General features: G+C 67.5%; 11 protein-coding genes. 9 read left to right on the plus strand and 2 right to left on the minus strand.

What is annotated here, in order from left to right:
- Together Q0964_RS02960 and Q0964_RS02965 are read right to left on the minus strand one after the other, a co-directional pair.
- Window positions 1-1956 carry a molybdopterin biosynthesis protein gene (locus Q0964_RS02960; RefSeq protein ID WP_299263272.1) on the minus strand — a complete coding sequence of 652 codons (1956 nt, stop codon included), beginning with the start codon at window positions 1954-1956 and terminating at the stop codon, window positions 1-3.
- A 112-nt stretch (window positions 1957-2068) separates the two neighbouring features.
- Window positions 2069-3319, minus strand: coding sequence for a molybdopterin molybdotransferase MoeA (locus Q0964_RS02965; protein WP_299263275.1), 1251 nt, complete (start codon window positions 3317-3319; stop codon window positions 2069-2071).
- Between the two features lie 109 nt (window positions 3320-3428).
- Here Q0964_RS02965 and Q0964_RS02970 point away from each other — a divergent pair, with 109 nt between their 5' ends.
- The 9 genes from Q0964_RS02970 to Q0964_RS03010 all read left to right on the plus strand — a co-directional run bounded on the left by Q0964_RS02970 (window position 3429) and on the right by Q0964_RS03010 (window position 11431).
- The gene (locus Q0964_RS02970; RefSeq protein ID WP_299263277.1) at window positions 3429-3791 is read left to right on the plus strand and encodes an Hsp20/alpha crystallin family protein; all 363 of its coding nucleotides are present in this window, start codon (window positions 3429-3431) and stop codon (window positions 3789-3791) included.
- Window positions 3792-3809: 18 nt separating this feature from the next.
- Window positions 3810-5660 carry an ABC1 kinase family protein gene (locus tag Q0964_RS02975; protein ID WP_299263279.1) on the plus strand — a complete coding sequence of 617 codons (1851 nt, stop codon included), beginning with the start codon at window positions 3810-3812 and terminating at the stop codon, window positions 5658-5660.
- Window positions 5661-5700: 40 nt separating this feature from the next.
- Complete coding sequence (locus Q0964_RS02980; RefSeq protein ID WP_299263281.1) at window positions 5701-6078, plus strand: hotdog family protein; 378 nt, start codon at window positions 5701-5703, stop codon at window positions 6076-6078.
- A 62-nt stretch (window positions 6079-6140) separates the two neighbouring features.
- Window positions 6141-6524, plus strand: coding sequence for a translation initiation factor IF-5A (locus Q0964_RS02985; protein WP_299263284.1), 384 nt, complete (start codon window positions 6141-6143; stop codon window positions 6522-6524).
- Window positions 6524-7384 (plus strand): arginase family protein, encoded by an 861-nt coding sequence (locus Q0964_RS02990; RefSeq protein ID WP_299263286.1) that lies wholly within the window; start codon window positions 6524-6526, stop codon window positions 7382-7384. The genes Q0964_RS02985 and Q0964_RS02990 overlap by 1 nt, the downstream gene beginning before the upstream one ends.
- Window positions 7385-7438: 54 nt before the next feature.
- Window positions 7439-8266: a hypothetical protein gene (locus Q0964_RS02995; RefSeq protein ID WP_299263288.1), complete on the plus strand. Its 828-nt coding sequence runs from the start codon at window positions 7439-7441 to the stop codon at window positions 8264-8266.
- A 54-nt stretch (window positions 8267-8320) separates the two neighbouring features.
- Window positions 8321-9088: a Nif3-like dinuclear metal center hexameric protein gene (locus Q0964_RS03000; protein WP_299263290.1), complete on the plus strand. Its 768-nt coding sequence runs from the start codon at window positions 8321-8323 to the stop codon at window positions 9086-9088.
- Window positions 9089-10077: 989 nt separating this feature from the next.
- Window positions 10078-10404, plus strand: a complete 327-nt coding sequence (locus tag Q0964_RS03005; RefSeq protein WP_299263291.1) for a hypothetical protein — start codon at window positions 10078-10080, stop codon at window positions 10402-10404.
- Window positions 10397-11431: a deoxyhypusine synthase gene (locus Q0964_RS03010; protein WP_299263292.1), complete on the plus strand. Its 1035-nt coding sequence runs from the start codon at window positions 10397-10399 to the stop codon at window positions 11429-11431. Before Q0964_RS03005 ends, Q0964_RS03010 begins: the two co-directional genes overlap by 8 nt.
- Window positions 11432-11454 lie beyond the last annotated feature (23 nt).

An 11454-nucleotide genomic window follows, 5' to 3' on the forward strand; every position in this document is an offset into this window, starting at 1 on the left:
TTACGCCGGCTCGTACCCCGGCAGGTCGGCCAGCACTCCCTCGACGTTCTCGACGGCCGCCGCGAGTGCCTCGACGCCCGCTTTCCCTGTCCGGTCGGGATTGGCCAGGACCCGCACGTCCTGCTCGCCAAGCGGCACGAACCCGAGTTCGAGTTTCCTCGCGGTGGCTCGCAGGCCCAGCCCCGCGTCGGCGTCACCGGCCAGTACCTTCCGGGCGGGACTCTCGTGGGCTTTTACCGTGAGTTCGTAGCCGTCGATGGCGTCGGTCAGTTCCCGGCGGGCCACCCCCCGTTCGTCGGCCAGCGCGGCGACGGCGTCGTCCAGTGCTGTCCGGAGCCCGGAGTTCGTCCCGCGATTGATGAGCCGGCAGTCGCGGTCTACGAGGGTCGACACGCCGGTCACGTCGTCGGGGTTCCCGTCGGGGACGAGCAGGCCCCACTCGCGGGTCCACCCACCGAGGGCCTCGTGGTCGGCGGTGACTTCCGGGTCGCCAGCCGCGACGGCCGCGTCGGGGACGCCATTGCGGAGTCGGCGCAGTCCCTCTCGGGTCCCCAGCGACAGGTAGCGCGGCCGGTCGAGGTCGTCGAGCACCCGCGAGAGCGCGGGGTCGTCCTCGCCGACTGCGTAGAGCGAGGGGGGGCGTACGCTGGGCGAGAACAGCCGGACGGTGACGGACTCGCCCGCTGCGAGGTACTCGGTCTCGGCGGGGACTTCGACGATTCCGTCGGCCTCGACTAGACTCGTCGTCGCGCCGCTGCCCTTGTCGACGGGATAGACGAGCGTGTCGCCGGCGCCGTCGTCCACTCCGGCGGTTTCACCGCCTCCGTCTCGCTGTCCCTCCAGGCCGGCGCTAACCAGCCCCACGGGCATCAACCGCCGCCGGCCCTCCGCGTAGCGCTCTTCGACGGCCATCGAGCCGTCGACGGTGGCCGTCCGCGGTTCGGGTTGCCCTGCGGCCTCGCGGATGGCGGGCGCGACGAACGTCCGGAAGATGGTCAGCGCCGAGACGGGGTAGCCCGGCAGGCCGACGTACGCCGACGGGGAGTCGCCGCCGTCGAGTCGGCCGATCAGCATCGGTTTGCCGGGTTTGACCGCGACGCCGTGGAGGAGCAGTTCGCCCCGCTCCTCGATGACGCGGTAGATCACGTCGACGGCGGAGGCGCTGGTCGACCCCGACGAGAGGACGAGGTCACACTCCGTGGCGGCCTCGGTCAGGAGGTCCTCCATCTCGTCGTAGTCGTCGCCAGCGTGCGGATAGAGGACCGCCTCACCGCCGGCTTCCTCGACGGCCGTGGCGGTGGTGTAGCTGTTCACGTCGTAGATCTGTCCCGCAGTCGACTGCAGGTTCTCGCCCGGTCGGACGAGTTCGTCGCCCGTCGAGATGATTCCGACACGTGGGCTGGCGCGGACGGGCACCGTCTCGACGCCCAGTGCCGACAACAGACCGATCTCGCGGGGCGTGAGTTCTGTGCCGGGTCCGAGGGTGCGCTCCCCGGCAGCGACGTCCGCGCCCGCGAGCATCACGTTGTCTCCGGGCGCGAGCGACGTGCGGACGAGGACATCGCCGCCACTGTCAGCTTCGTCGGTTTTCTCTACCATCACGACTGCGTCCGCGCCCGGCGGCATCACCGCACCCGTCGAGATTTCGGCGGCAGTGCCCCCCTCGACGGTCACCGCCGGTTCCTCGCCGGCGTGGACGGCCCCGACGAGACCGAGACTGGCCGGATCGGCTTCGTCGGCGCCGAAGGTGTCGCGGGCTCGGACCGCGTAGCCGTCCATCGACGCGCGGTCGAACCCCGGAACGTCCAGTTCGGCATCGATCCGTTCGGCGAGGACGCGGCCCCGCGCCTCACGGAGCGGGACGATTTCGGTGCCGCCACCGAGGTCCAGCGAGGCGATAGCGTCGTGGGCCGCTTCCGGCGGGGCGAGGTCGCGGAACTCCTTACGATCGCTCATACGGTGGTTCGGTCCGGGCCAACAATGAAGCTAGTGCCCGTCCGGAAGCCGCGAACGGAGACGACGAGACGGGTCGCTGGAGACGCGCCGAGAGGCGAGGGCGACGGCCAGCTCACGGGTATCGCTCCCAGTCCTGCACCGCGACGCGTTCGTCCGCGGGAATCCCCTCGCGTTCCTCGGGCACGACGACCCAGCCGTCGGCCAGTGCGACCGAGGAGAGGACGCCTGCGCCACTGGCTCTGGTGGGCGTGGCGGTCGGCGGGGCCGCAGACTCGTCGCCATCGGGGCCGTTGCGGTCGAGCTCGACCCGGGCGAACGTCCTGACGCCGGGTTCGCTCGCGATCTTCCGGTCGAGGACGGCCTCGGTCTCGGGGAGCGGTGAGCGCGGCATGTTACCGGCCCACTTCGTCGCGGGCCGGAGGAACTGGACCGCGTTGACGATGCACGCCACGGGGTAGCCGGGGAGCATGATGACGGGCGTGTCCTCGACCACGCCGAGGCCGGCTGGGTGGCCGGGTTTGACTGCGACGCCGTGGACCAGTACCTCGCCGAGGTCGTCCACGACCGAGGGTAGGAGGTCACGCTCGCCGACTGAGGAGCCGCCGGTGGTGACGATCACGTCCTTCGTGAGGTCCCGTTGAATCGCCGCCCGGAGCGCGTGTTCGTCGTCGGTGACGACGTTGCGGTACTCCGGGACACCGCCCCACCGTTCGACGTACTGGGCGACAGTCAGCCCGTTAGTCTCGATAATCTCTCCCGGGTCGGGGTCGGTCTGGACGAGTTCCTCACCGGTTGGAACCACGCCGACGGTCGGCGGCTGGTAGCACTCGATTTCGGTGACACCGGTCGATTTGAGCAGGCCAATATCAGAGGGGCGCAACTGGTGTCCCGGTTCGAAAAGCGGGCGACCGTTTGCCACGTCCTCGCCGGCGGGGGCGACGTTTTCCCCCTCGGCGACGGCGTCGAAGATTTCGACGTCCTCGGCGACCGTATCCGTCTGTTCGACCATCACGACGGCGTCGGCACCCGGCGGGAGTTCGCTGCCGGTGTGGACGCGGATGGCCTCGCCTGGACCGACGTCGTCGCCGTTCTCGGCGTGGCCGCCCGCCCGCAGGACCGCCGGTGAACGGTCGCCGGCACCGAAGGTGTCCTCGGCCTGGACGGCGAAGCCGTCCATGGCCGCCCGGTCGTAGTGGGGGACGGCGCGACGGGCGGCGACCGGTTCGGCGACGGTCCGGCCCGCGGCCGTCGACAGCGGGACGGCCTCGGTCCGGTCGTGCGGCCGAACCGCCTCCCGCAGTCGCTCGCGGGCCGCAGTGAGCGGCGTCACGTCTTTGAATCCCGACTCGCGTGGGTCAGTCATACTGCTGTGTTGGGACGGGGCGGGCAAAAAGCGTCGGGCGGACAGGGTTGAGGCGCGGACACAGCACGGGACCGCGGCCTTTTTCGCCTACCGGCTTCTAGCCGAGAGCATGTCAGCGTTGCGCGATGCGTTGCGGGACCTACCCGAGACGGTGTTTGCAGACCTGCTGGAGAGCGACGACGCCTACCTCCTGGTGGTCGACCTGCCGGGAGCGACGGCCGAGACGGTCGACGTGCGGGTGGCCGCGAGCCGGCTGGAGATCGAGGCGCGGCGCGAGAAGGACCTCCCCACTGAGTTCCGGTACGTCGAGGAAGACCGCGCACTCTTTCTGGATGCCGACCTCCCACTGCCGCCGGACGCGACTGGTACGGACGCCGAAGGAACCGTCGACCGGGGCGTCCTCGAACTCCGCCTGCCGAAGGCGGGCGCCAAGCCGGACACGTCAATTCCCATCGCGGACGCGGACACCTGACGCCGAGGTGGCCCCTCGGTGAACCTCCGCGCGTATCGACGGTTCCTCACCGTCGCACGCCAGTTTCTGCCGCTACTGCTCGCCTACGCCCGCGACCGGAACCGATTCCTGCTGTTCGGCAAGTCCCGGCAGGTTTCGGCCGAGCAGCGCCGCAGTCGGGCCGCGACGCTTCTTGACTCGCTTTTGACCCTCGGCCCGACCTTCATCAAACTCGGGCAGTTGCTCTCGACCCGGCCTGACGTCCTACCCCCCGAGTACATCGACGAGTTCACGAAACTCCAGGACGAAGTGCCCCCGGCACCCTGGGCCGAGGCCGAGCAGGTCCTCGAGGCGGAGTTGGGGCCGGTCGAGGAGAACTTCGATAGCTTCGACACCGACTCGATCAGTGGCGCGAGTCTCGGCCAGGTGTACTACGCCGAGACCGAGAACGGCCCGGTCGCGGTGAAGATCCGCCGCCCCGGCATCGAGACGCTGGTCGAGGCCGACCTCCGGGTAATCCGGTGGTCCCTGCCGCTGATCATGCGCTTCGTGGACTCGGCGCGGTCGTTCTCGCTGGAGACGCTGGCCGACGAGTTCGCCAGGACGATCCGTCAGGAGATGGACTACGACCGCGAGCGACGGATGCTCGAGGAAATAAGCGGAAACTTCGCCGCCGACCAGCGGGTCCGTATCCCCGACGTAGACGCGTCACGGTCCACAGGACGAATCCTCACGATGGAGTACGTCGAGGGGACGAAGATCTCGAACATTCAGGCGCTGGACGGCCTCGGCGTCGACCGAACCCAGATCGCCGAGACGCTCCAGCGAGTGTATCTCCAGATGATCGTCGACGACGGCGTGTTCCACGCCGACCCCCACCCCGGAAACCTGGCCGTGCAGGCCGACGGTACCCTCGTCTTCTACGACTTCGGCATGTCGGGGTACGTCGACGCGTTCATTCAGGACAAGATCATCGACTTCTACATGGCCGTCGCCGAGCAGGACACCGACGCGATTCTCGACACCCTCATCGAGATGGGGACGCTCAGTCCGGAGGCCGACCGCGAGGTGATGGGTGACGTGATGGAACTCGCCATCGCCGACGCCCGTGGTGAGGACATCGAGCAGTACCGCGTCCAGCAGATCGTCCAGCAGGTCGAGGACACCATCTACGAGTTCCCCCTGCGACTGCCCGCGAACCTCGCGCTGGTCCTCCGGGTGGCCACCGTCGTCGAGGGCGTCTGTGTCACGCTCGACCCCGACTTCGACTTCATCTCGGTGGCGACCGACTATCTGGGCGACCAGGGCTACGTGGAGGCGGGCGTCCGCCAATTCGTGGAAGACCGGGCCAACGAGGTTCAGCAGGCGGCCCAGTCGGTACTCCGGACGCCGCCGAAACTGGAGCGAACGCTCGACCGCATTGAGCGCGACGACCTCCGCGTCAACGCCGATATCGAGGACTCGGACGGGCTGTTGGCGACGCTGGCCAAACGATTGGTCTACGGCATGGCCCTGTCGGCCGGCATCGTCTCGACCGCGGTCCTATATGCGTTCAGTACCGTCGAAGCCGCCGGCGTGGCCGGCGGCGGAACGGTGCTGCTGGCGGGCCTGCTGTACTGGTCGTTCCGCAGCAAGAGCGGTATCCGCGCCGAGCCCCAGTTCACCCGTCAGAGTATGCGCGAGCGGGACGAGGAGTTGGGCGACGAGGGCTCGGCCGTCGGCGAGATCGACCTCGGTGCCGGGTTCGGGTCGGACGCGGAGGAGGGCGGCGGTGAGGGACGCTCCGACCGTTCGGACGCGAGTTCCGTCGCCGTCGAGGACGACGGCGCCGCCAGCGACACCGGGACCGAGATCGACGTAACGACCGGCGATCGAGACGGGGGAACCTGACCGGCGAAAAAGCTCGGACGACGCGCCCGGGAGCGGGGGTATGCCACCAGCCACCGACGGCAGAACACACACCGTCGAACGCACCGTCTCCGAGTCCGACGTTCGCGAGTTCGCAGACCTCTCGAACGACCGGCAGGACCGTCACCTCGACCCCGGCGCGGACGGTCGACTGATGATTCACGGCCTCCTGACGGCGACCCTGCCGGCGAAGGTCGGCGGTGACCCCGGGGTGCTGGCGAGTCGAATGGCGTTTTCGCTCCGGCGACCGGTCTACACCGGGCAGCAGGTCCACTGTGCGGTGACGTTCACCGGGGTGACAGAGGGCAGGGACCGTGACGAGGCGCGGGCCGACATCGAGTGCGCTGTCGACGGGGAGACAGTGCTGTCGGGATCGTTCGAGGGCGTCGTGCTGCGGTGAGAATTCGACGGGAACGAGTCACTTCCAAACCGTTTATACTCGTACACTGAATATCGCGGGACATGGCGAGACAGCAGACCGAGGTTCGCGAACTCGACGAGGGAAGTTACGTCATGATGGACGACACGCCCTGTGAGATCGACTCCTACAGCACCGCCAAGCCGGGCAAGCACGGCAGTGCGAAAGCCCGTGTCGAGGGGAAAGGTGTCTTCGACGGCAAGAAGCGAAATCTTTCACAGCCCGTGGACGCGAAGATTTGGGTCCCGATCATCGAGCGCAAACAGGGCCAGGTCGTCAACGTCGAGAGCGACGACGTGGCACAGGTCATGGACCTGGACACCTACGACACGATCACGATGAAAGTGCCGGAGGACGTCGACCTGTCGCCCGACGACGACATCGAGTATCTGGAGTACGAGGAACAGCGCAAGATCCTCCGCAGCTAATGTTTCCCGGCGCGCGGGCCCACCGGGACACCGCCGCTGGAACGAGTTCCAGCGAGTCCCCGGCCGGCGACGCTCCCGAGGACCCCACATACGTCGTCGTCGGCGCGCCGCTGGATGCCTCGACGACGTTCCAACCCGGCACCCGGTTCGGCCCGCGGCGCGTTCGCCACTTTGCCGAATCCTTCGACGATTACGACCACCACACGGAACAGCAGTTCACGAACCTCGCAGTCGGCGACCACGGCGACATCGGGCCAACGGACGATACAAGCGAGTACGTCGACTTTCTCCGCGGCACACTCGAAGACGTACGCGAGGGTGGCGGGGTGCCGCTGACCATCGGCGGCGAACACACCGTCTCCGTTGCGGGCGTTCGGGCCGTCGGCCCCGACGTGTTCGTCTGTCTCGACGCACATCTCGACCTCCGGGAGTCGTATGCGAGCAATCCGCTGAGTCACGCGACCGTCACCCACCACGCCCTGTCGGTGGCCGACGAGGCCATCGTGCTGGGCGCACGCACCGGGAGCGAGCGCGAGTGGGACCGCGCCGCCGAGGGCGACGTGACGGTCGTTCCGCCCGCCGAGGTTCCCGACTGGGAACCGTCGGCGGCCGTCCGGGACGGGCGAACGTACCTGAGCGTCGACATCGACGCGGCCGACCCCGGTTTCGCACCCGGGACCGGCACCCTCGAACCGTTCGGACTCGACCCCGGAGAGATGCACGACACCGTGCGGGCGGTCGCACCCCACGCCGCGGCGTTCGACGTGGTAGAAGTCAACGACCGTGACGACGGGCAGGCAGCGACGCTCGCGGCGAAGTTGTTGCGGGCGTTCGTCTTCGCCCACGCCGCGGGCGAGTGACCGGCGACGGCCCGACACGTAGCTTTTAGACGGTGGCGTGAGTGAATTCCCAGTATGTCACAGTTCGCGTCGTGTTACTTCTGTGGGACAGCACTCGACGCACAGATCGACCCCTACCCGGTCGTTTCGGACGACGCCGGGACCGACGACCGACCGACGGTCGACCTTTGCCCGGTCTGTCGCCGGAAGCTCTCGAAGGTGCTGGACGTCGCGCTTTCGGCCGCCGACGGTGCCGAGACCACGACACCCCTCGCCGCCGGACCCGATCCGTCGCCGCTCGAAGCCGACCACGAGGACCCCACAGCCGGTATAGGGGCCGACGACGAGGCAGACGACAGGCAAGACGCCGCTTACGCCGTCGAACCGACCGGGGAAGCGACAGCCGTCGAGGAAACGGACCAGGCGGACGCGGACGGGAGCGCGGGCGGTGCTGACGGCGAGGACGACGGTCCCGTTACGGCGACCGGCAAACCGGAGACAGACAGCGAACCGACCGACTCCACGGACAGCGACGGGTCCTCGAACGCCGAGTTCGACGCCGGGGCGGACGACGCAGTGACAGGCAGCGAGGCTTCCGGGACAGCTGCTAACAACGGATTCGAGCCCGACGGAGTCGACGAGGACGACCGCACAGGGGGCGGCGAAACGGAGGCGGCGGAGGGCGGGTCGGAGAAGCCGTCAGTCCTCTCGACGCCAGCGGCCCAGAAGGTTATCAAACTGCTTCAGAACCGGGAGTTCCCGGTCGAGCGCGAGGAGATCGAGGTGGTCGCCTCGAACGCGTACGAAATTCCAACACAGGACTGTGAAGACGTGATCGACACGCTGGTCAGCGAGGATTACGTCGATGAGCGAGCGGGGAAACTCGTCAGGCCCGAGGAGTGAGTGGACCGACGGGCGTGACGTAACCACTACCACCCGGGGGCGAGAAAAAGAGTCATGGACTGCTCAGAGTTTTGTGCGCGACTGGACGAGGAGTTGCGGACCGACGCCTACGCCGACCTCGACGCCAGTCCGAACGGAGTTCAGGTGGGACCCGACGGAGGGGAGATCGAGCACGTGGCCGTCGCCGTCGACGCCGCGGCGGCGACCGCCGAGGCGGCCGTCGAGGCAGGCGCTGATGTACTGGTGACTCACCACGGCTACGTCTTCGGGAGCGTCGAGCGCGTGACGGGTGACCTGTACGACCGTCTCGAACCCCACTACGAACACGACCTGCCGCTGTACGTCTCCCACCTGCCGCTGGACGGTCATCAAGAACTGGGTAACGCCGCGGGCGTGGCCGACCTGCTGGACCTGGTGGATCGGGAGCCGTTCGGCGAGATGGGGCCGGAGTACGTGGGCCAACGTGGGAGTGCGGCCGACCCGTTCGTCGTCGACGAACTGCAGGATCTGCTCAGCGCGGAGCTCGATCACGGCGGGCAGAGCGTGCAGGTGCTGGATTTCGGCCCCGAAAGGATCGAGGACGTGGCCATCGTCACCGGCAGCGGCGTCGACTGGCTCGACGAGGCCGCGACGGTTGGCGCGGACGCCCTGATTACCGGCGAAGGCAAGCAGCACGTCTACCACGAGGCCCGCGAGGCCGGGATTACCGTGATGCTGGGCGGGCACTACGCCACGGAGACGTTCGGCGTTCGAAGTCTGGCGGCCCTCGCCGACTCCTGGGGGCTGAAGACGACGTTCATAGACCACCCGACGGGGCTGTGAGTCGGGTTCGAGGGTCGTATAACCGGGCGGAACCGTCGTGGACGGAGTCGGGACGTCGCCCGAGGTCCCCTGTACACGTGTCCCCGGTCTCGCACGAGCACTCTCGACGCACCGTTTCCCCAATAAAAACAACGGGGCCGTACAGAAGAGACGGCCAGCACGTTCTATCCACAGTTCTGTACTGTCGACACTGAATCGACTGTGCAGTGTGTGTGAATGTCGAGCGCTCCGACCCAGGCAAAGGCGTAGCGGAACGGTGCGGATACAGCGTACAGGTGCAGTACCGAACACCCGGTGGGATGTCGACTGTCGAAGCCTGAGTGGGACACACGTCATCGAATATCGTTATCCGTCTGTAAAGTCGCAATCGACGCCGCTGACTCGTCGGGTGAGAGGACTGCTGGTGCCGAGCCCGGTATCTGCACCACTGCGGCTGTCTCTATCGGTGTGGAGGCCGTGTTGCATCCGGGCAGCGCGCAGAAAGAAGGCCACGAGCGTCGGCGAAATCCGGGAGAATCTCCGTCGGTACGATGGAACGCCTGCTGAACAGGTGATTCGAGCGGTCACGAACGAAACCGGTCTCTGGAGACGGAGTCGCCGACGCGCTCCCGGAGGCAGGCGACCCCGTCCCGGTGTCCCGGTGGGGACGGACCGCGAAGAGGTGCGGACCCGTCGTCACGACGCCTGCGGCACGGGAGCGATTCCGCTGTGGGCACAAGCGACAGCGGAAGATATCGAGTCGGTCGTACCGACGATGCCCCGACACAGTCGTCTCGAGCCGAACGACCTGACAGCGGATCAGTCGCGGATGTTCGCTTTGACATGCATTCGACCGTCGGCGTTCTCCGGATACAAATACCGGCGTCGTGTTTCTCTTCGCGAAACGCTCTGGAGCGTTATCCAGGGGTGGCCGAGGTGTAACTCACGGTGGCAGCAGCCGACACAGCCGGTATCAACGTGTCGATTTCCCCGAGGACGGGTACACGGTCGTGCAGTCACCGACCAAAGAGACGTACCACGCCGAAGGCTCCGACGGAGACGTCGTCCTCCGTGGGAGGCAGACGCTGTTCGAACAGAGAGAGGAGTTTCCGTTCGTCAACGGCGACGGGAACGAGGTGTTTACTGTCGAGACTGACGGGATGGGCGACGTCGCCGGCGATTGCACCCTCAAGGACGCACGGACGGGTGAGGGCGTAGTACTCTTCGACGATGGGTTCTCCACGTTCCGGAACAACTGGAAGGTCCGGGACGCGGAGGCCGAGGCGACAATCGCGGAGTTGAAACGCCTCGGGCAGCCACAGAGAGGCAATGAGTGACGACGGGACCGGAGAGGACGGCGCGGGTCACGAACAGCCACCACGCGAGGCCTTCGGGCACGACCCGATCGGTCACGCGGAGGCGCAGGCGGGCACGACCGTCGGCGAACTCGCCACAGAGTACGGCGAAGCAGGCGTCGGCGCGGCCGACATGCACGAGGCCGTCGACATCTACGCCGACATGCTCGAGGAGGACGTGACGGTCGTGATGGGGCTAGCGGGCGCGATGGTCCCCAGCGGGATGCGTCGTATCGTCGCGAATCTGATCCGGGACGGCCACGTCGACGCGCTGGTGACTACCGGCGCGAACCTCACGCACGACACCATCGAGGCCATTGGCGGGAAACACCACCACGGCCCGGTTCCAGACGAGAAACGGGAGCGCGACCACGACGAACAGTTGCGTGAGGAGGGTGTCGACCGAATCTACAACGTCTACCTCCCGCAGGAACACTTCACGCTGTTCGAGTCGCACCTCCGCGAGACAGTGTTCCCGGCGCTGGCCGAAGAGGGAACCGTGAGCATCCAGCGGCTGACCGAGAAACTGGGTGAGGCAAACGCCGCAGTCAACGACGAGGAGGGGGTTGACGAAGGTTCCGGCATCGCCGCGGCCGCCTTCGAGTCCGACGTGCCAATCTACTGTCCGGCGGTGCAGGACTCCGTGCTAGGCCTGCAGGCCTGGATGTACAACCAGACCGCGGACTTCTCGCTCGACGCGCTGGCGGACATGGACACCCTCACCGACCAGGCGTTCGACGCCGACCGGACGGGCGCGCTGGTCGTCGGCGGCGGCGTCCCGAAGAACTACGTCCTCCAGACGATGCTCGTCGCGCCCGGCGCCTACGACTTGGCGGTCCAGTTGACGATGGACCCGCCACAGACCGGCGGCCTCTCGGGTGCGACGCTGGACGAAGCCCGCTCGTGGGGGAAACTGGAGACGGCAGCCCGCAACGTCTCCGTCTACGCCGACGCGACTATCACACTCCCACTGTTGGTGGCCGCCGCCCGCGAACGCGTCGAGGAGTGAACCGGTCCCGAACGAACTTCAGT

The sequence above is a fragment of the Halorientalis sp. genome (assembly GCF_028275115.1).
Taxonomy (GTDB): domain Archaea; phylum Halobacteriota; class Halobacteria; order Halobacteriales; family Haloarculaceae; genus Halorientalis.